Raw genomic sequence first — 22,950 nt, forward strand, 5'->3', positions numbered from 1 at the left:
CGACATATCTTGCGGCCAATCATGGCAGTTGGTGGATGGTCACGTTCGGAACGACATCCCGTGCGATCTCGCAGAGATGCCAGTGATGCGTGAGGTAGATGACCTGTCCTACCTTTGCCATGTCGCCGAGCAGGCGGAAAACCTCTTCGGAGCGAGGATTGTCGAAGCTCTCCATAATATCGTCGGCGACGAAGGGCACGGGTCGGCGAAGCGCTGCGAATTCCTCATAACCCGCCAGCCGCAGCGCCAGGTAGAGCTGGAACTGCGTGCCCGTCGACATCGCGTCTGCAAGTTTCGAGCCGCCATCACGTGATACGCCGATCAGTATTTCCCTGTCCCGGTCGGGCTGCGTCGTCAGGCCGGAATAGTTGCCGCCGGTGATCAGGTGAAAGGCTTCCGATGCGCGGTTCATCATCGAGCTGCGATGTTTTTCGCGATAGATGTGCAGCGCCTGTTCGGCCGCGAGCGTGCCGGCGCGCAGCGTCAGATGCCGCACGGCCAGTTCCTCGATCTCGAGGAAGATGGTTCGGCGTTTGGCCTCGATACGGGCCACCGCGTCGTCCCCGCCGACGGCCTCGAGCTTCTGCCACGCCAGCGACACGTCGGAATAGAGAAGCTTCGCCCGTTCGGTGAGATCTTCGATCCGGGCGGCAAGCTCCATTGCATCGCGCTCGACGGCATCGGAGTCGACATCGGCAAGGCGCCGTTCGGCCTCGGAAAAACTCGTCGCGCGTAATGCTTCGGTGATCTGACCGCGCAAGGTGGCGGCCCGCTGCTCCAGCCGGTCGCGCTCTCGGGCCTGGCTCAAGAATGCGTCGACTGAGGCAAGCGAGTCCGTGCCGAAATAGCTGGTCAATTCGTTCCTACGGGCATTGTGAACGGCCAGTTCTTCCTCCAACGCCCGTTGTTTCTCCAAGTGTTTTTCGAGATCCGCCTGCCGGTCTGCCCGAAGTTGCGCCGCATGCCGCGCAGCCTCGTGGCGTTCGACGAGCGCATTGGCGGAGGCGAGCGTATCCGCCGCCAACCGGCTGAGGCCGCAGTCTGCGAGAAGACCGGCAATATCCCCGCGGAATTGCTCCTGGTCGCGTTCCATCGCGGCAACGCGGCTGGCGAGGTCATCCCGTTCCTTCAGGATGGCGGGCAGTGTGCCAAGCGCGTTCAGCATGGCGCGGACGGCCGCCATCGAGCCGGCCTTGTCGGCAAACCAGCTTCGCGACAGCGCCCCCGCCCATTCCCGATCCCAGGCCGCTATAGTGGCTTCCGCCTCCTGCCGGTCGCGCTCCCGTTCCCTGAGATCGTGGCCGAGATCGTCGATGGCCTTCTCATGCGCCTGCCGCGCCGCCCACTCGGCTTTGCCGGCGGCAAGCATCTCATTTGCTGTCTGCATCAGCTCGGTCACCGGCAGATGGTTTGCGTCACCAAGACCAGCATCCGCAAGACTGGCCGCAAGCGTCGCGGTATGCCCGTCCAGTTCGCCGCGAAGCGCGTCCACCGTCTCTTCGGCTCGCTGGAGATCGCCCCAGGCGGCCAGCGCCGCGGCCCGCTTGGTGCTCCAGGTCTCGAGTGTCGCAATAAGCGCTGAAGCTTCGGCGTCATATTCGATGGTGCCAGGCAGCAGACCACGTATGCGTTCGGCAAGCGCCTCATGTTCGGCGCGCGCCTCGGCGAGCAGTTCCCGTTGCCGTTCGATCGCCGCTGCCGTTGCCGCTTCCGTCTGGCGGAGCTGGCGCAGCTCCGCCAGCTCCTGCGCCCGCGACAGCCGGCCGGCGGACACCACGTCGTCCTTCCGCATCCGCTCCTCGAATGCCCGGGCAGTGGCGGCATTCAGGCTGGTGAGATGAACCTGCCAGGCGGCATCGCGTTCGTCGCGCAGTCTCACGGCCTCGGCATCGTCTATCGAACCGCCGGCGACGAAGGCGGCGATCCGGGCTCTGGTCAGCGCCTGTTCGGTGCCGAGATCGCGCCGTCGCGCCTCGTGATCCCCGATCCGCTTGTCGATAGCGGTCGCCTGGCCACGCCAGGTTTCGATCTGCCGAGGCTCCGCCGCGCTCGTCAATTGCAAGGCCGCGGCGTCGCCGGTCCAGGGCGCGAGCTGGGCAAACTGGCTTGCCTGCATTCGCTTCGCCTGGACAAGGGAACGTTCTTCCATGGTGAGCCGCACTGCGAGATCGGACCCGGTTAGCCGGCTGAGAGCGGCCTCGATGCGGCCAAGCCGCGCCGGATCGAGCACCGCGGCTCCGTTATGCGAGCCGTCTTCCTTGCTCAGCCTTTCGAGATTTTCGCGCGCCCGCACCAGCTCGCGCCCCGCGGCAGCCAGTTTCGCCTCGACGCCGGAACGCCGTTCGATGAGGTCGCGGATGGTGCCGATCAGCGAGGCGGGCAGCAGCAGTGCCTCGGGCGTCGCATTGCCCGGCTGCTCGAGATCGGCAAGCAGCCGTACCAGCACACCTTCCTGTTCGGCCAGCGCCAGCCGGCGTTTCGGCAGGTCGCTCTCAGCCGCGAGATAACGCGCCCGGCCCTGATCCAGCAGGTCCATATGGGCGGCGACCGCCAGCGCCTTGTCGTCGATCGCGATCGCCTCGATCTCGTCGGCAAGCTGGCGCAGCGTGCGGTCAACGGTTTCGACAAGCGCCTGCAGCCGCGTCTCATCGCGGGATAGCTGCGGCAGCAGCGCGAACCATTCGGATGGCGGCCGCGGCAGATCGCCCATGCCGGCTGCATCGGTGTCCAGCCGCCTGAGCTCTAGCGCCGCGGGCAGGGCACCGAGAAGGCGTGTGAGTTCCTGATGCCGGGCCTTGGCCTCGGCCAGTTCCCGCGTGGTCCCGGCATAGGCGGCCTCGGCCTGCTCGTGGGTCGATTTCAGGGCAGAATAGGTGGAGGCAAGCGTGTCGATGGCGTTGCGCTCGGCCTTCAGCGCTTCGAGCGCGCGTTTAAGTTCGGCGAGCTTCGTGCTGGACGACCGCCTCTTGTAGATCCCATTGGCTTCGTCGGCGGCCGTTACCAGCGAACGGCTGAGGCCTGCGAGGCCGGAGCTTGCCGAGAACAGCAACTCGCCGAGCTCGCCCTTGCTTTGAATGATGGCATTGCCGCCGTCCTTGAGCGACTGGTCGTCGAGCGAGAACATGGTACGGTAGGCCTCGCGGCCGATGCCGCCGAGCGCGCCGGCGAGCAGCGCCTCGTTCACGGCTTGCCCCCGATCGTCTACGAGGCTGCCGGTCCGAAGCTTGAGCCGCGCCAGCTCGTATTCCGCATCATCGAATTCCAGCCGCGCGCCAACCTTCATCGTGTTGTAAGGATGCAGGAAATTGTAGGTGCTGCGCTCGCCTATGCCGTAAAGCAGATCGAGATAGGCGGCAAAGGTGGTCGACTTGCCCGCTTCGTTGAGGCCGTAGACGATGTGCAGGTCGGGCGAGCCCGGAAGGGCCGGACCGAAACCGATCGAGTGGTCGGTGAATTTGCCATAGCGGGTGAGGTCGAGGCGGCGCAGGCGCATCAGCTTTCTCCCCGGTCCGCGGCCTTCATTCGGGCGGCGATGTCGTCGGCGCCGTTGGCGAGAATGTTGTCGATGAAGCATTCGAAGCCCGCCTCGTCATGGCCGGCGAATACTCGGCTCTCGGCCGGCAGGTCGGCGAGCAGGTCCCGAACCATCTCCCTGATATCGTCGCGAAACCCGCTACGGGAGATGACCTCGTCCCGCATCAGCGCAGCCAGCCCCACGATGGGATCGGCAGCGGAGGCGTCTGCAAGGGTCGAGGGCGCTTCGAAGGCGAGCTCCAGCTTCTCGATCCAGGTCCGGCCGATCAGATCGCCGCGCTGCTCGGCTTCCGCCTGCATGAGGTCGACATCGCGGCGAAGCTGCCAGGAGAGCGGCGTGCGGCCGGAAAGCCTGAGGCGGGCGACGAGATGCGGCGAGGCCGTGCGGTCGCGTTGTGCCGTCAGTGCCGCTTCGACCGCCATGGCCGCATCGCGCCAATCATCGACACCCGTGAGGTCGACATCGACGCGCTCGAACTGCGCGACGCTGGTGCGCCGCTCCTCGACCGTCACGGTCCGGTCGTCCGCCACGGTCACCAGCGATACGGTCTTGACGCCCGACTCATTGATGTCGCGGCCCTGCGGCATGCCGGGCATGATGATCGTCGCCGCGCCGGGATGCTGGCTGCGCTGGTGGAGATGGCCGAGCGCCCAGTAGTCGAACCCCGAGGCGTGAAGGTCGAGCACGTTGCAGGGCGCATAGACGTCATGGCCGGCCGATCCGGCGAGGCTCGTGTGCATAATACCGATGTTAACCGCACCCGCCACCGCCGGCTTGAATTTCGGCAGAAGGGGGTCCGGCGCGTGCGGCTTGGCGAAGCTCATGCCGTGGATCGCAACGGACAGGCTGCCTTTCGTCACCTCCACGATCTCGGCATGGCCGCCGAAGATCTTCACCGTATCGGGCATTACCAGTTCCCTGGCGATCTTCGACATTGCATCGTGATTGCCGCGAATCTTGAAGACATGAATCCCCGCTCGGTGCAGCCGTTCCAGCTGGCTTGCCAGGAAGCGCGCCGTCTTCATCGACGTCTGCTCGCCGTCATAGAGATCGCCGGCGATGACGAGCGCATCGACCTGTTCCTCAAGGCACAGGTCAACGATCGCCACCAGCGCCTGCCGGCTGGCGTCGCTCACGAGATCGGCCAGATCGGCGTTGCGAAGCGCCAGCGACCGCAGGGGAGAATCGAGATGGAGATCGGCCGTGTGGACGAAACGATAAGCCATGAATGCAGAATCGTGTTGCGATAAGATCGTGTAACAGGTGCGGGCTGACCGATAATCGTGCGGTCGTTGTCACCTGGCCGTAAGCAATAGAATATGGAGCACGCGTCCAAGGGGCGCGAGCGAAATGGGCTCTTCAAACCGGCCCATCCACAATCAATGTTGCGGGCAGCGCCGATACCGCAGCCGATGGCCCTGCTGTCTCAGCCGATTGGCGACCAACATGGAGAGGCATGGCAGGCAAAAGCTCCTGTTCCATAACAGAACTTATGCAATTTTGTTATGTTATAACATTGTAAATTAAGCTTATCGCACGCTTATCGAAGGTCGCCCTTTCCCTGGCATCTCCCCGCGGTTTGCTGCAGCTTGAAACCCATTGTATTTGTCGTGTCGACAAGAGGAGTTTTTATGCGCGACATCGACCCCGGTTCTCATCCCGAACGCAAACGCGGCTCCGGCGTGAAAATGGTCTACGACCTGCTGCGCGATGAGATACTCGACCTCAAGCTCGCCCCCGGCAGCCCGATCGACGAAGTGCAGTTGGCGGAGCGGTTCAAGATGTCGCGGACACCGATCCGCGAAGCGCTGGTGCGCCTCGCCGGTGACGGGTTGATAGAAACGCTGCCGAACCGCTCGACCATGGTGTCGAACATCGACTTTCTCAATCTCAGCACCTTCTTCGACGCCCTCGTCCTCATGTACCGGGTGACGACGCGCCTTGCGGCACAGAACCATCGCCCCGAGGACCTGCCCTCTATCCGTCGCTTCCACGAGGACTATTCGGCGGCAATCGAAGCGCGCGACACGCTGGCGATGATCGCGACCAACGCCGCCTTCCACGCCGCCATCGCCGAGGCCGGGCGCAACCCCTATTTCACCGGCCTTTTTCGCCGGCTGCTCGATGAAGGCCGGCGGATTCTCCGGCTTTATTACCAGTCCTACGATGAACTTTTCCCCCGGCAGTTCGTCGATGAACATGCTGAGATCATTGCCGCGATCGAGGCACGCGATGTCGAGGAGGCCGATCGCCTGGGCAAGGTTCACGCCGAACAGATCGTCGCCCAGGTGCAGAAGCTTTTCAGCCGCAACGGCAAGCTCGACATAGCACTATAACAGATCTTGTATTTTTCTTGTCGACAAAAAGAACACAGGATGTTATTTCCATCCGTGAACAGGTCGGCGACCTTTGCCGATCAAGCCTCGCCCAGCGCTGAAGGAGATCGACATGAAGGCCACAATTTTTTCCGGCGTCATTCCCGCCCTGATGACGCCCTGCACGGACGACCGCACGCCAGACTTCGACGCACTGGTGCGCAAGGGCAAGGAATTGATCGAAAAAGGCATGTCCGCCGTCGTCTATTGCGGCTCGATGGGTGACTGGCCGCTGCTGACGGATGGGCAGCGCATGCAGGGCGTGGAGCGTCTGGTGCAGGCTGGCATTCCGGTCATCGTCGGCACCGGCGCCGTCAACACCGCCTCTGCCGTCGCGCACGCCGCGCACGCCCAAAAGGTCGGTGCCCAGGGCCTTATGGTGATCCCACGCGTCCTGTCGCGCGGCACAGTCGTTGCCGCCCAGAAGAACCACTTCAAGGCGATCCTTTCGGCTGCCTCGAACCTGCCGGCCGTCATCTACAACAGCCCCTATTACGGCTTTGCCACCCGCGCCGATCTGTTCTTCGCGCTGCGCCAGGAACACAAGAACCTCGTCGGCTTCAAGGAATTCGGCGGCGCGGCCGACATGCGCTACGCGGCCGAAAACATCACCAGCCGCGACGATGACGTCTCGCTGATGATCGGCGTCGACACCTGCGTCTTCCACGGCTTTGTCAACTGCGGCGCCGTCGGCGCGATCACCGGCATCGGCTGCGTGTTGCCGAAGGAAGTCATCCACATGTGCAACCTCGCACAGGGCGCGGCCGCCGGCGATCCGGATGCCCGCCAGCGCGCCCTGGAACTGGAATCGGCGCTTGCCGTTCTCTCCTCCTTCGACGAGGGCCCGGACCTAGTTCTCTACTTCAAGCACATGATGGTGCTGAAGGGCGACAAGGAATACACGCTGCACTTCAACGAGACGGATGTGCTCTCCGAGAGCCAGCGCGGCTATGTCGAAGCCCAGTTGAAGCTGTTTGACACCTGGTACGCCGAGTGGAGCAAGCTGCCGGGCGCCGTGCAGACATATAAAGCCTCTGCATAATCCATCGGTTTGAGTTGACGGCCCTCCTCTCTGAACCGATCCCCGACGGTTGATGTCCAACTTTCGGGTTCAGTTCATTCGGAGGGCTTGTCATTTGTAAACCAGCGAGAAAGATGCAGTCGTCACGAGAACGCGTCGAGACTTTTGTCGAAAAGGCGATCAAGCAGTTCCAACTCGACTGCCGTCAGTACGATACCTTCCATCTCGGACTTCCGGCGGGCGGCAAAGCGGCGTTGCGACGGCAGGCGGGCGCCGCTGCCGACGATCGCTTCGAAGAGCAGCTCGGCACGGGCGAAGGGATCGCCGGGGCGGCCGGCGGCAAAGGCTTGCGGCGACATCGCAATGATGAGTTCGCCATGGAACGGGGCGAGTGTCGTCGTGCCGAGATAGTCGAGCACCTCAGGGCTGGTGAGGTCGCCGATCATGATACCGGCGAGAAGTTCGATCATCGTGCCGATGGCCGATCCCTTGTGTCCGCCGAAGGGCAGCATGGCGCCTGCAAGGGCGGCTTCCGGATCGGTCGTCGGATTACCGTCGGCATCGATCGCCCAGCCCTCGGGAAGCTGCTTGCCGGCGCGGCGGTGCAACTCGATTTCTCCTCGGGCAGCGACGGAGGTCGCAAAGTCGAAGACGTAGGGCGAAGTGTCGTTGCGCGGCCAGCCGAAGGCGAAGGGGTTTGTACCGAGCAGCGGCTTGTTGCCGCCGGCAGGCGCGACGGTCGCATAGCTCGGGCACATAACGAGGCCCGCAAGACCCTCTTTGGTCACCGCCTCCACCTCCGGCCAGAGCGCTGAGAAGTGGCTGCAATCGTTGATGACGAGGGCGGCAATGCCGAGCCTGCGGGTGCGTTCGGCCAGCGCCGGCAGACCGAGTTCGAAGGCCGCATTGGCAAAGCCGCCTTTTGCATTGACCTTGACGATGGCGGAACCTTCGTTGAGATCCAGTTCCGGCACGGCGTCCGGCTTCACCTTGCCTGATTTGACTGTGCGCAGCGCGCCCTCGATACGGTAGATGCCGTGCGATTTGCAGGCGTCGCGCTCACCGGCAACGATGACGCGGGCAAGCGCACCGGCCTGCAAGGTGTTGAGGCCGGCCTTGCGGAAGATGGCTTCAATACGGCTATGCAAGTCGACAATCGTCAAGGTGGTCATCGTCATGCTGCGCTTCTCCTCGGCCGACTTTACGGGGCCCTTTCTGCATACATAAAGTATGCAGGATTTCAACTTCTGCAGTTCACCGATTGGCAAATTTCGCAGGCAACTCTGGTTTTTCGCCGCCGACCATCAAGCGCACCTTGCGGTGTTCAATCATGAGGAGGCCATCAAGGCGTTGATCTCGGCGCGCGACGGCATGGCGGGGGCGGTGCCCGGCCGGGTTACGGCGATTGCAGCGGTCGCAGAGCCGAAACGGACGGCCTCGATCGGTGTTTGTCCTTCGGAAATCGCCGTCGCGAAACCGCCGAGAAAGGCGTCCCCCGCCCCGGTGGTGTCGATGACATTTCCTGCCGAGAATGCAGGGACGAATTGGCTCTGATCAACGGTGTGATAATACGCGCCGCGTCCGCCAAGGGTGATGACCGCCGCCCGCGCTCCTCGATCCAGCAGGGTGCGGCCCGCCGCACGGACCTGCTCATCGGTTGTGATTGCATGCCCCACCAATTCGGCGGCTTCCACCTCATTGGGTACGATGAAATCGCACAGGCCGTAGATCTCATCCGGGATGGCGCGCGCCGGCGCGGGGTTGAAGACCGTCGTGACCCCTGCCCTTTTCGCCATCGAGAGACCGTGCAAGGCGGCCTCGAGCGGCTGTTCGAGCTGCGTCATGAAAATCTGAGCGCTTTCGATCGCCGCCCGGTTCGCATCGACATCTTCGATGCCGATAAGGCCCGCGGCGCCCGGCACGACAATGATGGCATTGTCGCCGCTCACTTCGTCGACGAAGATGAAGGCAGCACCACTGGAAACGCCGTCCATTTTCATCACATTGGCTTTGACACCCGCCGCCGCATAGGCCGCAAGAGCCATCTCGCCGAACGGGTCGTTGCCTACCCGTGAAATGAAGGTCACCTTGCCGCCGGCCTTTGCCGCGGCGATCGCCTGGTTGGAACCCTTGCCTCCCGGCCCGAGCGTGAAACCCGATCCCATCAACGTCTCGGCAATATGGGGCAGGCGTTTTGCTTTATAGGCGGTGTCGGCTGCAAAAATGCCGAGGATGACAATCCCGCTTTTCTTGCTCATCTCAGAGCCTCATCCGCCGGAATGACGCCCTTGGTCAGAAGGAAGCATCCGTAGAAGCGCAATTCCCCCGTTGCGATGACGCAATAGGCCTTTTTGGCGATTTCGTAGAAGGCCATGCGTTCGACGGGATACATCGGCGATGGCTTGCCCTCGGCACGATCGACGATCGCCTGGACTTCCTGCTGAATCGGGGGAATTTCATCCGGCTTGCCGATCACTTCCATGCGACCCACCGATGGCTGGATCGGCGTGTCCAGCGGCAAGACCGAAAGGATCGCATCGATTGCCTGCGGCGCGGGAATGTTTTCCATGGTCAGCAGCGTCCCCAGGCGAGTCTGCCGGGCAATCGAATCCGACGGAAAATTCATGTCTGAGATGACGAGATAGTCGCCGTGTCCCATATTGCAAAGTGCTTGAAGAATGTCGCCGTTGAGTTCGGCCCGAATTCCCTTGAGCATCGATCTTCCATCCTTTCGTTGCCGGAGCACCGGCCTGCTTCAATTCGTATGGCCGGCGCTTTCCGCCTTGGACTGCGGGCTTGGGCCGCTCGAACCGCGCACGATCAGCGATCCGTCGACCATTTCGTCCTCCGCGACCGGCGGTTCCGCCAAGAGAAGGCCGACCGCACGCCGGGCCAGCATGTCGGCCGGCTGGCGTATGGTCGTCAGCCTGGGAACGACAAGATTGGCGAGCGATATATCGTCAAACCCTGTCACCGACAGTTTGCGCGGCACGTCGATCTTCAGGTCGCGCGCTGTGCGCAGCGCGCCGATGGCCTGCTGATCGCTGGCAGCCGCAATCGCCGTCGGCCGGTCCTGTGGCGGGCGCGAAAGCAGGTCACGGGCAATTCTTTCCCCGGACTCGTAGTCGAACCTGCCATAGGCAATTTCCAGTTCAACGGGTTCGCCGGTCTTGCCGAACTCCTCCAAGCGGCCGACGAAGCCTTCCTTGCGCATGCGCCCCGCCTCGGTATCGGCCGGTCCGGCAATATAGGCGATGCGTCGGTGCCCCAGTCCGTAGAGATGGTCGGCAATCAGCGCGGCTGCCTGCGCATGGTTGGTCGACACCAGAGGAAATGTGCCGAAGCGCCGGTCCAGCGAGATGATCGGCACCGATGCCGGCAGCTGGAGGCCCGAACCGTCGCTCGAAGCCACGACGATGATGCCGCGCACCGACCGATGGAGGAAGGCTGAAACGTGGCTCTGCTCCGCCTCGCGGTCGTCATGCGAGCTTGCCAGCATAAGGCTATGCGCACGCTCCAGCGCCGCACGCTCGACGCTTGCCGCAAGTTGGGCGAAGAACGGATTGGTGATGTCGGGAACGATGAGGCCGATGACGTCGGTTCTGCTGGTGCGCAGCGCTCTCGCGGTGACGTTCGGGCGGTAACCGAGCGCTGAAATAGCGTCGTTGACCTTTTCCCGCAGCATGGGTTTGACCGCGGTTTCGCCCGACAGCACACGCGAAACGGTGCCGACAGAGACGCCTGCATATTCGGCAACATCCTTGACTGTCGGCATCTTTGACATTTTTGACATCCCGCAGCTACTTGACGGCGCCCGCGGTCATCCCGGCGATGATGTGCTTTTCCAGGACGACGCCGACGACGACAAGCGGCAGGATGCCGGCGGTGGAAAGGGCAGCCATCGACCACCAGTTGATGCCCTGGCTGCCTGTCTGGCTGGCAATCATCACCGGCAGCGTGTTGGTATTGGTGGAGGTCAGCAGTGCGGCGAAGAAATATTCGTTCCAGCACAGGATCAGCGCCAACAGGAAGGCGGCCACCATGCCCGGCAGAACGAGCGGCACGATGATGCGGGCAAAGGCGCCCCAGATCGACAGGCCATCGACCAGGGCTGCCTCCTCGAGTTCTACCGGGATCGTGGCGAACTGGTCGCGCATGATCCAGACGACGATCGGCAGCACCATCAGCGTATAGACGGCGATCATGCCGGCATAAGTGTCGAGCAGCGCCAGCTCCTTATAGAGAACCAGGAACGGCAGGGCGAGGACGACCGGCGGCATGATCAGCTGCGACAGGAAGAAAAAGGAAATGTCGGAATTGCGCATATGGCCGAACTTGTAGGAAAAGCGGCTGAGGCCGTAGGCGGCCAGCGATCCGAGCACGACCGCAAGCGCGGATGCGGTCACGGAGATGATGACGCTGTTCCAGAGCCGGCGCATAAATTCATCGCGCACCGTCGATACCTGGGAGATCGTATCGGGAGAGAGCCCGAGCGAGCGCCAGCCGAGCCAATTGGGCGTAAAATTGAACCAGGGGACCAGATTGCCGCGCATGACATCGGCAGCCGTTTTGAACGAGGTCGAAACCGTCCAGAACAGCGGGAAGATGCAGACACACGCCCAGGTGACGAGCAGCCCGTAGACGGCCAGGCGCATCGCCCACCAGCGAATGCGCTGAGCTCGCCCGTATTTTTCGAAATCGATGCGAACCATCAGAGCCTTCCTGTCATCCGCTTCACGATACGGTCTGCGATCTTCATCAGCATTGTCATCCCGAAGACGATGATCACCAGATAGACGAGCGCGAGCAAGGTACCGTACCCGACATTCGACCGGTCGCGGTATTCACGATAGATGAAACTGGTAACGGAGTCGGTCGCGCCGCCCGGGCCTCCCGACGTCACCGTGATGATGATGTCGGCGAGCTTGAGCTTGAAGATCACGCGGATCATCACCGCCGTCACCGAAACCGGCAGCATGAGCGGGAAAGTGACCTTCCAGAAGCGCTGCCATTTGGTAGCCCCATCGACTTCGGCCGCCTCCAGCACCTCCCTGGACAAGCCCTGCAATCCGGCAAGCAGCATGATCATCATGAAGGGAATGAAGGTCCAGGCATCCATGATCATGATCGACAGCTTCGCCGTCAGCGGATCGCCGAAGAAGGACGGGTTTTCCCAGCCGAGCCAGCGGGCGAAGCGCGCGATCGGGCCGAAACGGGTCTCCAGCATCGATTTGCCGACCATCCAGCTCACCGCGACCGGCGACAGCATCAAAGGGATGAGGAAGGTGACCCGCCAGAATTTTCGGGCGATAATTTCCTGGTTGAGGAGCAGCGCCAACCCGAACGCGATTGCATATTCGACCACGATCGCCAGGCAGTAAAGGACCATGTTCAGCAGGGCATTAGCATAGAACGGATCGGCGATCATCCGGCGCACATTGTCGAGCCCATTGAAGCGCCGACCGGTCGAGGAGGCGAGGTTCCAGTCGGAAAAGCCGATCCAGAGCGCGAAGAGCAGCGGGAAGACCACCATCGACACGACGAAAAGCGCGGCAGGCAGAACAAAAAGCGCCTTCTTGCCCGGCTCGCCGTAGATGACGACGCGCGTGACGCAAAGAACGGCGGCCCAGAGAAAATAGGCATAAAGAACCGGCCGCCAGTTCGCAAAACCCCAATCGGTCCAGCCGAGTTCATGCGCCCCCTGCAAGACAAAGGATGTTATGAACCATATGGCGCTCAGCCATAGAGCCGTGCGGCCCCAGAAACGACGGCTCGCGGAAATGGAGCCGGCTTCGACCGTGTGGAGCAGGTCGCCTTCGACTGTCGACATGATTTTCCTCGCCCGGACAGAATGGGCGCCGGCGAACCGCTTCCGGTCCGCCGGCGTATTGGTGTCAAACGATCAGAGCCCGAGGCTCGCCCGATAGAGTTTCAGCTGGCTGTCGCGGCCGATCTGGTCGGTGATCTTTTCCCAGGCGGCCGCAATCGCATCCGCGGTCTCCTGCGCCGACTTGTACTGTCCGGCAAAGCCCTTAGCCAATTCGTCCTCGGCGACGGAATAATATTGGAAGATACCGGGAATGCGCGGTTCGATGGCGGCGTTCGGGTGGTTGTAGCTGTCCGCGTTCGAACCCAGGTAGTCCTCGATATAGGCGCGGTCGTAACCTGCCTTTTCCCATTCGTCGTAGTTGAAGTTGGACTGGCGGTAAGGCTGGAAACCGGAGGGATAGGCCGACGTCCACAAGGACAGATCCTTGCCGCCAAGATGGGCGGCGGCGGACCAGGCCGCCTTTCGCTTCTTCTCGTCGCCGGAGACCTGCTTGGTGACATAGATGCCCCAGCCGAGATAGGCCATATTGGGCGCTTCGTTATACTTGTCTTCCCACTGCCCGGTCTTACGGTTGTAAACCCGGTTGGAGCCGCGGTTGATGCCGAAGCCGACCACATCGCCGACGACCGACGAGTCCGAAGTGCGCGCGCCGGACCCGACGTCGCCCCACCACATCAGCATGGCGCCGGTGCCCGCCAGGAACTGCGAGAAGGCCGTGGTGCCGGGGTCGGCATTGATCTGATCGGCCGGATAGGCCTTGGCCGCGATCAGATCCAGGACGTCCTGGATCGCCTGGACCCATGCGGGGTTATTGACCAGCGGCTTCATGTTTTCGGGATCGAACAGCCAGGCCGGATCGCCGGGATATTTGGCATAGGCCGTCGCGCGGTTCTCGATGAAATAGAAGCCGAAACCACCCCAGCCCTTCAGCGGGTCGAGATAGCCATAGGCCGGCTGGCCGGTCAGAGGATCGGTCTTGCCGATCAGCGCCTTGGAGGCCGCGTTGACCTCCTGCCAGGTCTTCGGCGGCTCGGCCATCCCGCTGATGGAGCCCTCTCCGAAGTAATCCTTGCGATAGGCGAAGGTGTGGCAGTCGCCGTCGATCGTGACGCGATAGGTCTTGCCGCCCCAGGTGCCGACCGGCGGCTTCAGGTAACTCACCAGGTCGTCGGCCTCGATCTGCTTTGCAGCCCAGTCCGGCATCTCGTCCAGCAGTCCGCGTCCGGCAGTATCGCCTTCGAACGGAGCGCCCATTTCCAGAATGTCGAAATCGACCGTGCCGGTCGCGATCGACTGCTGAAGGCGGGCATTGTAGTCGGCTTGCGCAAGGTCGATCCAGTTGATCTTGGCGCCGGTATAAGCCTCCCAGGGCTTCAGGAAGCCGCGGAACAGGAAGTTGTGCAGGTTTTGATTGTTGAGCCCCATGAAGGTCAGCTCGACACCGGCAAATTCGCCCTGCTTGACGTTGGCCTTGGTCGGACCGAGGCAGAGTTCGCCGACCTTCTGCCAGTCCGCATCCGTCGGCGAGCCCTTGCCGACGCCCGGGATCTGCAGGATCTGGGCGCGCAGATCGTCGGCGGCGGCAATCGCCATGCCGGGAATTCCGCCCATCGCGCCCGATAGACCGAGCAGAGCCGCAGCACTCGCAGTTCCGCGCAGGACGTCGCGGCGACTTGCCTGACGGCGCATCAATGCATCGTATATTTCGACTTTCATACTTTCCTCCTCCACGTTTTTGCGCTGCCGCCAGCCCGTCTTTCCGGATTGGCTCCGGTCCGATTTTCGCACTGGTCTCATGCAGAACGATCTGGTAAACAAAAAAATGAAACGTTTCATATTGATGTTCGAAACCGCTCCTCTCGGCCTCGCCAGCGAGAATTAGACGGCAAGCGGCAAAAGTCAACATGAAATGAAACGTTTCATGGAGGAGGTCTGACAGCATGTACGAGCAGCGGCAGGGTGCGTTTCGCCAAGCCTCATGCCTTGGATTTTGTCGAGAGATGCATATCTCCCGGAACCGCCGGGGGAGCTGGAAAGCGAGTGGGGAGGCACATGGCTGAGGTCAATATTTCGGAGGCGCGCAAGGCCTATGGCGCCGTAAATATCCTGCATGGCGTTGATATCGACATTCGCGACGGTGAATTTGTGGTGCTCGTCGGCCCGTCCGGTTGCGGCAAATCGACATTGCTGCGCATGGTCGCGGGGCTCGAAAGCATCACCGGCGGCACCATCTCGATCGGCGGAAAGGTCGTCAACAATCTGCCGCCGAAGGATCGCGACATCGCCATGGTCTTTCAGAGCTATGCGCTCTATCCGCACAAAACCGTTGCCGAAAACATGGTCTTTGCGCTCCGTCTGCAGAAACAGCCTGCCGATATCATCAAGCAGCGGCTGCAGGCGGCGGCCGAAACGCTTGACCTCGTGCCCTATCTCGACCGCTATCCGCGCCAGCTTTCGGGCGGCCAGCGCCAGCGCGTGGCGATGGGACGCGCCATCGTCCGGTCACCGCAGGTTTTCCTGTTCGACGAGCCCTTGTCGAACCTCGACGCCAAGCTGCGCGTGCAGATGCGCAAGGAGATCAAGGAACTGCACCAGCGACTGAGAACCACGACGATCTATGTCACCCACGATCAGGTCGAAGCGATGACCATGGCCGACAAGATCGTGGTCATGCAGGGCGGAAAGGTCGAACAGATTGGCACGCCGCTGGAACTCTACGATCGTCCCCGCAATACATTCGTTGCGGCCTTTATCGGCTCACCGTCGATGAATCTGCTGAAAGGCCGCTACAAGGCCGATGGTGCGATCTTCGTCACCGAGACCGGCGACGAGATCGCGCTCGGTTTTAACCCGCAGGCGTCCGAAGGGCAGGCCGTGCTTCTCGGCGTGCGGCCCGAGCACCTGTCGCTCAGCCCAAGCGGCCTCGACACGACCGTCAGCGTCACCGAACCTACCGGCCATGAGACGATGGTTTTCCTGCGCTACGGGACCGGCGAGCTTGTCGCGGTGCTGTCCGACCGTCACGAGTTTAAACCGGGGCAGGTCGCGACGATCGCCGCTCGGCCAGGAAAGCTTCATCTTTTCGATGCGGCATCCGGCAAGACATTACGACCGGATTGAGCGGTATCGCTTCAAAAGCCGCCGAGATAGGTTCAAAGTGAAGATCGGGCTGACGGACCTCGAATTCTTCCGCTCGGCCTCGGCTATGGCTGGCCACCGCAGACGCGGCCGCTACGCACTCGATTTGGAGTAGAGACCAAGGTTGTTGCCGAGGGCGAACCCGCAACCCTGATAAAATTTCGACAACGCCCCTTCTCGCTGTGAGACCAACCAGACGCTGCTGCATCCCTCGGCCTTTGCTGTTTCGAAAACTGCTGATAGCAGCGCAGTCCCTATTCCCGCACCTTGGGCTTCAGGCAGCACCGACAACTCGTCAAGATAAACGACCGGACCGGCATGGCGCCGCTGTCGTATGCCCAACGCGATCCCCAGCACCTTGCCTCCGTCAAAGGCCGCAAGCGCAATGGATTTCGGCGTTCCAAGCACGGTGTTTACATTTTCAGCCGCCGCTTCAAGCGACCAATTCTCGTTCCACGGAGGTCCCGAATAGGCGCTGACCAGCACAGTGGCGGCGTCATTGAGATGTTTTAGCGTAAGACGTTTAATCCGAAACGACATAAATCCACCTGACGTTGAGTGAATTGACATTTGCCGCAGTTCGATCCGTAACGCAACAGGCTCCGAGCCGGACGATCTACGGAAACGACAAAGCTGTAAGCTTGACACAACCAGCGACCGCGCTTTACGACTGTCGGTATTCACCAGGGGGGTCCCGCAAGGGGCTGAGATACTGCTGGACAATGAGGCTTTGCCTGTTGTGGCGCAGTGACCCGTTGAACCTGATCCAGTTCATACTGGCGTAGGGACGGTGCAAGCGCTCGAAGGCTTTGGATTCACGCGTGGAATCCGTGCCGGTGTCTTTCCATCATTCCGGCTGATTGACTGGGTCTCCAACTTACAACTTGGAGCCTCAAACCATGACCATTGCCGCAAAGAACCTCACCCTGACCGTCACCACCGGCCCGTTGCCGGCATCGCGGAAGATCCATATTCCAGGAGATATTCATGGCGATATCCGCGTGCCGATGCGCGAAATCAGTGTCCATCCGACTGCCGGCGAGCCGCCTGTCATCGTCTATGATTCCTCCGGCCCCTACACGATCGAAGGTGCGGAGATCCGCATCGAGCAGGGCCTGTCTCCACTGCGCCGCGACTGGGTGCTGGCCCGCGGCGACGTCGAAGCCTATGACGGCCGCCATGTCCGCCCCGAGGACAACGGCTTTGTCAGCGGCGACCGGCTGACGCCGGAATTTCCGGGGCGGCGCCGGCCGCTGCGCGCCAAGGACGGCAAAGCCGTCACCCAGCTCGCCTACGCACGGGCCGGCATCATTACGCCGGAGATGGAGTTCGTCGCCATTCGCGAGAATCTCGGCCGCAAGGCCAAGGCTGAAGTGCTGGTGCGTGACGGCGAGAGCTTCGGCGCCGATATTCCCGATCATGTGACGCCGGAATTCGTCCGCCGGGAAGTCGCCGCCGGCCGGGCGATCATCCCCGCCAACATCAACCACCCCGAAAGCGAACCGATGATCATCGGCCGCAATTTTCTGGTGAAGATCAACGCCAATATCGGCAACTCCGCCGTCACCTCGTCGATGGCTGAAGAAGTCGAGAAGATGGTCTGGGCCGCCCGCTGGGGCGCCGATACGGTCATGGATCTGTCGACCGGGCGCAACATCCACAATATCCGCGAATGGATCATCCGCAATTCGCCGCTGCCGATCGGCACGGTGCCGCTTTATCAGGCGCTGGAGAAGGTCGGCGGCATCGCCGAGGATCTTAGCTGGGAAATCTATCGCGATACGCTGATCGAGCAGGCCGAACAGGGCGTTGACTATTTCACCATCCATGCCGGCGTGCGGCTGCGTTACATTCCGCTCACCGTCAACCGCGTCACCGGCATCGTCTCGCGTGGTGGCTCGATCATGGCCAAGTGGTGTCTGCATCATCACCGCGAAAACTTCCTCTACGAGCATTTCGAGGAGATCTGCGAGATTTGCCGGGCCTATGACGTCTCCTTCTCGCTCGGCGACGGCCTTCGCCCCGGCTCGATCGCCGATGCCAATGATGCGGCCCAATTTGCCGAACTCGAAACGCTCGGCGAACTGACGAAGATCGCCTGGGCCAGGGATTGCCAGGTGATGATCGAGGGGCCCGGCCATGTGCCGATGCACAAGATCAAGGAAAACATGGACAAGCAACTCGCCGTCTGCGGCGAGGCGCCCTTCTACACGCTGGGGCCGCTGACCACCGATATCGCCCCCGGCTACGACCACATCACCTCCGGCATCGGCGCGGCGATGATCGGCTGGTTCGGCACGGCCATGCTCTGCTACGTCACCCCGAAGGAGCATCTCGGCCTGCCCGACCGCAGCGACGTCAAGACCGGCGTCATCACCTATAAGATCGCCGCCCATGCGGCCGACCTTGCCAAGGGCCATCCCGCGGCGCGCCTTCGCGACGATGCGCTGTCGCGGGCACGTTTCGAATTCCGCTGGGAAGACCAGTTCAACCTCTCCCTCGACCCGGAGACGGCCCGCTCCTTCCACGATGAGACGCTTCCGAAGGAAGCGCACAAGGTGGCGCATTTCTGTTCGATGTGCGGCCCGAAATTCTGCTCGATGCGCATATCGCATGACATCCGCGCTGAAGCGCAGAAGGAGGGGCTGGACGCGATGGCGGCGAAATACCGGGAGGGCGGCGATCTCTATATGCCGATCGAGACCTCCGCGCACGGGGCGGACTGACATGCGCGTGCTTGTCAAAGGCGCCGGCGTCGCCGGCCTCACCGTCGCCCGCGAGCTGCATGCCCGCGGTGCCGATGTCACGGTCTTCGACCCGCATCCGAATTTCGCCCATGCCGCGTCCTGGCTCGCCGGCGGCATGCTGGCGCCCTGGTGCGAGCGGGAAAGCGCCGATGAGGCAGTGCTGACGCGCGGCCTCGATGCCGCCGATCGCTGGGAAGCGATCCTGCCCGGCAAGGTCGTCCGCAACGGCACGCTGGTCGTTGCCTCGACGCGCGACCATGGCGAGCTGAAGCGATTTGCCAGCCGCACGACCGGTTATCAATGGGTTGAAGAGGACGATATCGCCGCCCTGGAGCCCATGCTCGCCGCCCGTTTCAGGCACGGTCTGTTCTTCCCCGGTGAGGCGCATCTGAACCCTCGCCAGGCGCTGCACGGGCTGAAAGAGCAACTGACGGCAAACGGCGTCACCTTTACCGGCGTAGATGTGAGCGATGACGATTTCTCCGATATCGTCGACTGCACAGGTGCCGCCCGCATCGGGCAAGAGCGCGATCTGCGCGGCGTGCGGGGTGAAATGCTCTATCTCCATACCGAAGAGGTCACCCTTGCCCGGCCCGTCCGCCTGCTGCATCCGCGCTTCCCCGTCTATATCGTCCCGCGCAGCAACGGGTTGTTCATGATCGGCGCAACGATGATCGAGACCGATTCCGACGGCCCGATCACCGCACGTTCGCTGATGGAATTGCTGAACACGGCCTATGCGCTGCACCCGGCCTTTGCCGACGCCGCCGTCGTCGAGACCGGCGCCGGCATTCGCCCTGCCCTGCCCGACAATCTTCCACGCGTCCTGCGGGAGGGGAAGGCCGTCGTTTTCAATGGCCTCTATCGCCACGGCTTTCTGCTGGCGCCGACCATGGCGGCCGAGGCTGCCGATCTCGTTTTTTCCCAACAGCCGAAGCAAAGGAACACCCAATGCAACTGATCATCAATGGCGAAGCCCAGACAACCGCCGCCACAACGCTTTTGCAGCTTCTGGCCGCGCTCGACTACGAAGGCGACTGGCTGGCGACCGCCGTCAATGGCGAACTGGTCCATCGCGAGGATCGCGGCGAGCATATGCTGAACGATTATGACCGGATCGAAATCCTGACCCCGATGCAGGGAGGCTGAGCATGCTTAATCTTTACGGACGTCAAATCGCATCACGCCTTCTTCTCGGCACCGCCCGTTACCCCTCACCCGCCATCCTCGCCGAAGCCATCACGCGCTCTAAAACGGAGATCGTCACCGTATCGCTGCGCCGCGAAATGGCCGGAGGGCGCAATGGCGGCGCTTTCTTCGACATGATCCGTGCACTCGGCGTTCACGTTCTTCCCAACACGGCCGGCTGCCACGGCGTGTCCGAGGCGGTGCTGACGGCGAAGATGGCCCGCGAAGTGTTTCGCACCGATTGGATCAAGCTGGAGGTGATCGGCAATCACGACACGCTGCAGCCGGATGTTTTCGCGCTCGTGGAAGCGGCCGGCATTCTGACCGGCGAAGGCTTTCAGGTCTTTCCGTATACGACGGACGACCTGGTCGTTGCCGAGCGTCTGATCGACGCCGGATGCCGGGTGCTGATGCCCTGGTGCGCGCCGATCGGATCTGCGGCGGGACCACAAAACCTTTCAGCCCTTCGATCGATGCGGGCGCATTTTCCCGACGTACCGCTCATCGTGGATGCCGGCATCGGCCGGCCTTCACATGCTGCTATCGTCATGGAGCTCGGCTTCGATGGCGTGCTGCTGAACACCGCGGTTGCCGGCGCCGGCGACCCCGCCGCAATGGCGGAGGCCTTTGCCAAGGCAATCGATGCCGGCAGGCAGGCATTCGGCGCCGGCATGCTGGAGCCGCGCGACATGGCCGTTCCTTCGACGCCCGTGATCGGAAAGGCGGTGTTTGCATGAAGTCGACGGTTTCTGCTTGATCTTCGCACAGCCGACGCTCATCGGTTGGGTCTGCGATATACTTCGAACGGATTACGGGCCAGACCACGCGTGGCGACCGGTGTGCTTGGATGCAGTGACAGTTTCAAGCAGCGCGGACCCGATCGCGGCCGCCAAGTTTGGCGGCGTATAGTGCTTGATCGGCGCGTCTATAGAGTTCAGCCGCAGTATCCTCACTGAGGGAGGCTGCAACGCCTGCCGAACAGGTGTAGGCAAAATCGGGGGATTCCGTCAGCGGGCGGGAAAACCGGATCATCGTCAACATGTTTTCGATGATCTCGACGGCGTCCTCCAAAGCCGTGTCCGGCATCGCCAAAACAAACTCTTCTCCTCCGACGCGACCGAAACAGTCGTTGCGCCGGACATGCTGGTGGATTCGTTGCGCAAAGTCCTTCAGCACGAGATCACCGGCGTGATGGCCGAGCCTGTCGTTGATGTGCTTGAAGTTGTCGATGTCGAGCACGGCAAGGCATCCCTCGCTACCGTCTTTGGCGGCAACAAGCATGTCCTCTATCCGCGCCATGACGAATCTCCGGTTTGCAACCCCGGTCAGCTCATCGGTCTGCGAAGCCTTGACCGCAAAGTCGCGGTCCTGCCGGACACTTCTCTCCTCGGCACGCAGGGTTGTGATATCGCTTGCAACGCACAGCATCCAGCCGTTTTTCTGGACAGACTCGGTCATCCAGAGCCAGCGGCCGTCCATCAGGTCTGTTTCGAACGCCCGGTAGCCGATTTTCCCCCGGCGGGACTGCGTCGAGCGCAGCCACTCGTCGAAATTTTTTGCGTGAATGACAGTGCCCTGACCGCGTTCGAAATTGCGTCGCATGAGGTCCGGCCAAAGCGGGGTCTCGTCCCGCTCGATGAAATACGCCGACCGGAACGCAAGGTTGGCGTAGCGCAGCCGGTCGCTAGAGTCATAGACCGCCATGAGCGTCGAGGTGTTCGCGGAGAGCTGCAGAAGCTGTTCAGCGATCTCGTCCATATTGGATCCCGTCTGGTTACCGCAACCATGCATACCGCGCCATTTCTACGTGAAAAGTCTCGTGAGACAAAGGCCCCTAAGTCGGTTATCGGCCTCTGAATGCCTGGCGGGCACCAGAGATATCCCGATAAGCGCTGGCTCCAAGTGGATGTTGCAGATATCGCCCCGCCGTCATTGGGCGCAACTGGCCGATAGTGACGTGCCCAAGCTGTCCGTGAGACGCGGATCTGTTGTGGCTAGCCACCGCTCTGGGGAAAAATACGTCTTCGTCCTCACCTGCGAATCTGACGTCGCCTTCAGACCAAGGACAAAATTGAAGTTATTTTCGCTGCCGGCTTCGCGCGTGAAGCTGAGATAGGAGCCGAATCGCTCGTATTCGACATTTCGAAGGTTTTGGATCGACGCAAGAGTATCCTCGAAATCGCGCCAGCACGCCTGCTTCACGATGATCTCGAAAATGCGCAGGACGGCCGGGGCGAGGTGCCCCTTCGCGTCTGTCGCCGGCCCAATGATCTTGGCGCGGATATCGACAACATCGCCGGTTTCATTTCCACGAACCTTGACGAAGGTGGAACTGAGGGGACGCACCTCGTCCCGTTCGTAGATGCGCTGAAAATAACATTCATAACTGCGATTGCGCATCGATGCGGCTTTCCAGTCGCTCATCTCGATGCCGGCCCCTCGAAGAGCACCGCACATATTCGGGCCCGAAACGCGCCACATCCGCAGAAATTGACTTGCCCATTCCGGCTTCGGGACCTCGATCAGCGTCAGCGATATAGACATCGGCGGGAGAGGAGAAAGAGCCGCCGTGTCGGGGCCGACGGCTATGGGCACTGATTGGACAGCCGTGTCGAGAGCTCGATCGTCAGAGAGCCCCACCGGATCGTCGAGGTCGTGGAGTTCACGGTAAAAGACAACCATGCCTGCAAAAAGCAAACCGGATATCAAAAGTATCGACCAAAGCAGCCAGAGGCCGCGGCTCCGCAATCTGGAATTCCAACGCCGATAGGGGATGTCGGGAGGAGGATCGACTGCTGATAACGTTTTATCCACGGCGACCTCACAAACAAAATCGGAGCGGATGCGAGTTTGAACCCAATCAAGCTCGATCCCGTTTGCAACCAGCCGCTGTCGGTCGGCGCGTCAGCCAATGCCCCTGCTGGCGGCTCTTTCTGAGGTGAGCAACGCATGTGCAAAACGGTACAGTCTGTCCGACTCACCTTCGACACTTTTGAGTGTGAGGTCGCCTCTGTGGAGCGTCAAGCAGCAAGCCTGCGGGACGGCATTCACCCCCTCAAAATTGGCGGGAAGAGCGCATTGGCCGCCTCAGGACACCTACATCAGACCGCTTCGCG

General features: G+C 61.9%; 19 protein-coding genes and 1 riboswitch. Of the genes, 7 read left to right on the forward strand and 12 right to left on the reverse strand.

What is annotated here, in order from left to right:
* Positions 1-19: 19 nt before the first annotated feature.
* Entirely contained in the window at positions 20-3,493 is a 3,474-nt protein-coding gene (locus FHX03_RS28500; RefSeq protein WP_183856547.1) for an ATP-binding protein, read from the reverse strand.
* The gene (locus FHX03_RS28505) at positions 3,493-4,761 is read right to left on the reverse strand and encodes an exonuclease SbcCD subunit D (RefSeq protein WP_097627934.1); all 1,269 of its coding nucleotides are present in this window, start codon (positions 4,759-4,761) and stop codon (positions 3,493-3,495) included. Before FHX03_RS28505 ends, FHX03_RS28500 begins: the two co-directional genes overlap by 1 nt.
* A gap of 405 nt (positions 4,762-5,166) precedes the next feature.
* Between FHX03_RS28505 and FHX03_RS28510 the strand changes: the two genes are divergently transcribed.
* Positions 5,167-5,871, forward strand: a complete 705-nt coding sequence (locus tag FHX03_RS28510; RefSeq protein ID WP_097627935.1) for a GntR family transcriptional regulator — start codon at positions 5,167-5,169, stop codon at positions 5,869-5,871.
* Between the two features lie 112 nt (positions 5,872-5,983).
* On the forward strand, positions 5,984-6,952 hold the full coding sequence (locus FHX03_RS28515) for a dihydrodipicolinate synthase family protein (protein WP_097627968.1): 969 nt from the start codon (positions 5,984-5,986) through the stop codon (positions 6,950-6,952).
* 122 nt (positions 6,953-7,074) lie between these two features.
* On the opposite strand, the gene FHX03_RS28520 is transcribed toward FHX03_RS28515, so the two are convergent.
* From FHX03_RS28520 to FHX03_RS28550, 7 genes are all read right to left on the reverse strand, one after another.
* Positions 7,075-8,109: an Ldh family oxidoreductase gene (locus FHX03_RS28520; protein ID WP_097627936.1), complete on the reverse strand. Its 1,035-nt coding sequence runs from the start codon at positions 8,107-8,109 to the stop codon at positions 7,075-7,077.
* 150 nt (positions 8,110-8,259) lie between these two features.
* Entirely contained in the window at positions 8,260-9,189 is a 930-nt protein-coding gene (rbsK, locus tag FHX03_RS28525; protein ID WP_097627937.1) for a ribokinase, read from the reverse strand.
* The gene (locus FHX03_RS28530) at positions 9,186-9,647 is read right to left on the reverse strand and encodes an RbsD/FucU family protein (protein ID WP_097627938.1); all 462 of its coding nucleotides are present in this window, start codon (positions 9,645-9,647) and stop codon (positions 9,186-9,188) included. Before FHX03_RS28530 ends, rbsK begins: the two co-directional genes overlap by 4 nt.
* A 39-nt stretch (positions 9,648-9,686) precedes the next feature.
* Positions 9,687-10,715, reverse strand: a complete 1,029-nt coding sequence (locus tag FHX03_RS28535; RefSeq protein WP_097627939.1) for a LacI family DNA-binding transcriptional regulator — start codon at positions 10,713-10,715, stop codon at positions 9,687-9,689.
* A gap of 16 nt (positions 10,716-10,731) precedes the next feature.
* Complete coding sequence (locus FHX03_RS28540) at positions 10,732-11,643, reverse strand: carbohydrate ABC transporter permease (RefSeq protein WP_088936811.1); 912 nt, start codon at positions 11,641-11,643, stop codon at positions 10,732-10,734.
* Entirely contained in the window at positions 11,643-12,761 is a 1,119-nt protein-coding gene (locus FHX03_RS28545; RefSeq protein ID WP_183781280.1) for a carbohydrate ABC transporter permease, read from the reverse strand. The genes FHX03_RS28540 and FHX03_RS28545 overlap by 1 nt, the downstream gene beginning before the upstream one ends.
* A gap of 72 nt (positions 12,762-12,833) precedes the next feature.
* Complete coding sequence (locus tag FHX03_RS28550; protein WP_183781283.1) at positions 12,834-14,477, reverse strand: extracellular solute-binding protein; 1,644 nt, start codon at positions 14,475-14,477, stop codon at positions 12,834-12,836.
* A gap of 336 nt (positions 14,478-14,813) precedes the next feature.
* Between FHX03_RS28550 and FHX03_RS28555 the strand changes: the two genes are divergently transcribed.
* The gene (locus FHX03_RS28555; RefSeq protein WP_097627942.1) at positions 14,814-15,881 is read left to right on the forward strand and encodes an ABC transporter ATP-binding protein; all 1,068 of its coding nucleotides are present in this window, start codon (positions 14,814-14,816) and stop codon (positions 15,879-15,881) included.
* 111 nt (positions 15,882-15,992) lie between these two features.
* Here FHX03_RS28555 and FHX03_RS28560 read toward each other — a convergent pair whose 3' ends face one another.
* A complete protein-coding gene (locus tag FHX03_RS28560; protein WP_183856549.1) occupies positions 15,993-16,439 on the reverse strand; it encodes a GNAT family N-acetyltransferase in 447 nt (148 codons plus the stop codon).
* A gap of 135 nt (positions 16,440-16,574) precedes the next feature.
* Positions 16,575-16,705, forward strand: a riboswitch (TPP riboswitch).
* A gap of 93 nt (positions 16,706-16,798) precedes the next feature.
* Between FHX03_RS28560 and thiC the strand changes: the two genes are divergently transcribed.
* From thiC to FHX03_RS28580, 4 genes are read left to right on the forward strand one after another with little or no spacing between them, the layout of a single operon-like run.
* A complete protein-coding gene (gene thiC, locus FHX03_RS28565; protein ID WP_097627944.1) occupies positions 16,799-18,625 on the forward strand; it encodes a phosphomethylpyrimidine synthase ThiC in 1,827 nt (608 codons plus the stop codon).
* A 1-nt stretch (position 18,626) separates the two neighbouring features.
* Positions 18,627-19,607: a glycine oxidase ThiO gene (thiO, locus tag FHX03_RS28570; protein ID WP_131711324.1), complete on the forward strand. Its 981-nt coding sequence runs from the start codon at positions 18,627-18,629 to the stop codon at positions 19,605-19,607.
* Positions 19,598-19,795: a sulfur carrier protein ThiS gene (gene thiS, locus FHX03_RS28575; protein ID WP_097627946.1), complete on the forward strand. Its 198-nt coding sequence runs from the start codon at positions 19,598-19,600 to the stop codon at positions 19,793-19,795. Before thiO ends, thiS begins: the two co-directional genes overlap by 10 nt.
* Positions 19,796-19,797: 2 nt before the next feature.
* The gene (locus FHX03_RS28580; RefSeq protein WP_097627947.1) at positions 19,798-20,571 is read left to right on the forward strand and encodes a thiazole synthase; all 774 of its coding nucleotides are present in this window, start codon (positions 19,798-19,800) and stop codon (positions 20,569-20,571) included.
* 124 nt (positions 20,572-20,695) lie between these two features.
* Here the strand turns inward: FHX03_RS28580 and FHX03_RS28585 are convergent, their stop codons facing one another.
* Entirely contained in the window at positions 20,696-21,592 is an 897-nt protein-coding gene (locus tag FHX03_RS28585; protein ID WP_183781297.1) for a GGDEF domain-containing protein, read from the reverse strand.
* A gap of 171 nt (positions 21,593-21,763) precedes the next feature.
* A complete protein-coding gene (locus FHX03_RS28590) occupies positions 21,764-22,516 on the reverse strand; it encodes a DUF6030 family protein (RefSeq protein ID WP_246699302.1) in 753 nt (250 codons plus the stop codon).
* Between the last annotated feature and the right edge of the window lie 434 nt (positions 22,517-22,950).

This window comes from Rhizobium sp. BK456, from assembly GCF_014194045.1.
GTDB classification, from domain to species: Bacteria; Pseudomonadota; Alphaproteobacteria; order Rhizobiales; family Rhizobiaceae; genus Rhizobium; species Rhizobium redzepovicii.

Excerpts from the sequence above, each read along its gene's own strand:
- FHX03_RS28555 (WP_097627942.1), top strand. The coding sequence starts at position 14,814 with ATGGCTGAGGTCAATATTTCGGAGGCGCGCAAGGCCTATGGCGCCGTA.
- FHX03_RS28530 (WP_097627938.1), bottom strand. The coding sequence starts at position 9,647 with ATGCTCAAGGGAATTCGGGCCGAACTCAACGGCGACATTCTTCAAGCA.
- FHX03_RS28545 (WP_183781280.1), bottom strand. The coding sequence starts at position 12,761 with ATGTCGACAGTCGAAGGCGACCTGCTCCACACGGTCGAAGCCGGCTCC.
- FHX03_RS28510 (WP_097627935.1), top strand. The coding sequence starts at position 5,167 with ATGCGCGACATCGACCCCGGTTCTCATCCCGAACGCAAACGCGGCTCC.
- thiC (WP_097627944.1), top strand. The coding sequence starts at position 16,799 with ATGACCATTGCCGCAAAGAACCTCACCCTGACCGTCACCACCGGCCCG.
- rbsK (WP_097627937.1), bottom strand. The coding sequence starts at position 9,189 with ATGAGCAAGAAAAGCGGGATTGTCATCCTCGGCATTTTTGCAGCCGAC.
- FHX03_RS28560 (WP_183856549.1), bottom strand. The coding sequence starts at position 16,439 with ATGTCGTTTCGGATTAAACGTCTTACGCTAAAACATCTCAATGACGCC.
- FHX03_RS28535 (WP_097627939.1), bottom strand. The coding sequence starts at position 10,715 with ATGTCAAAGATGCCGACAGTCAAGGATGTTGCCGAATATGCAGGCGTC.
- FHX03_RS28540 (WP_088936811.1), bottom strand. The coding sequence starts at position 11,643 with ATGGTTCGCATCGATTTCGAAAAATACGGGCGAGCTCAGCGCATTCGC.
- FHX03_RS28505 (WP_097627934.1), bottom strand. The coding sequence starts at position 4,761 with ATGGCTTATCGTTTCGTCCACACGGCCGATCTCCATCTCGATTCTCCC.
- FHX03_RS28500 (WP_183856547.1), bottom strand. The coding sequence starts at position 3,493 with ATGCGCCTGCGCCGCCTCGACCTCACCCGCTATGGCAAATTCACCGAC.
- FHX03_RS28590 (WP_246699302.1), bottom strand. The coding sequence starts at position 22,516 with ATGGTTGTCTTTTACCGTGAACTCCACGACCTCGACGATCCGGTGGGG.
- thiS (WP_097627946.1), top strand. The coding sequence starts at position 19,598 with ATGCAACTGATCATCAATGGCGAAGCCCAGACAACCGCCGCCACAACG.
- FHX03_RS28515 (WP_097627968.1), top strand. The coding sequence starts at position 5,984 with ATGAAGGCCACAATTTTTTCCGGCGTCATTCCCGCCCTGATGACGCCC.
- FHX03_RS28585 (WP_183781297.1), bottom strand. The coding sequence starts at position 21,592 with ATGGACGAGATCGCTGAACAGCTTCTGCAGCTCTCCGCGAACACCTCG.
- FHX03_RS28550 (WP_183781283.1), bottom strand. The coding sequence starts at position 14,477 with ATGAAAGTCGAAATATACGATGCATTGATGCGCCGTCAGGCAAGTCGC.
- FHX03_RS28580 (WP_097627947.1), top strand. The coding sequence starts at position 19,798 with ATGCTTAATCTTTACGGACGTCAAATCGCATCACGCCTTCTTCTCGGC.
- FHX03_RS28520 (WP_097627936.1), bottom strand. The coding sequence starts at position 8,109 with ATGACGATGACCACCTTGACGATTGTCGACTTGCATAGCCGTATTGAA.
- thiO (WP_131711324.1), top strand. The coding sequence starts at position 18,627 with ATGCGCGTGCTTGTCAAAGGCGCCGGCGTCGCCGGCCTCACCGTCGCC.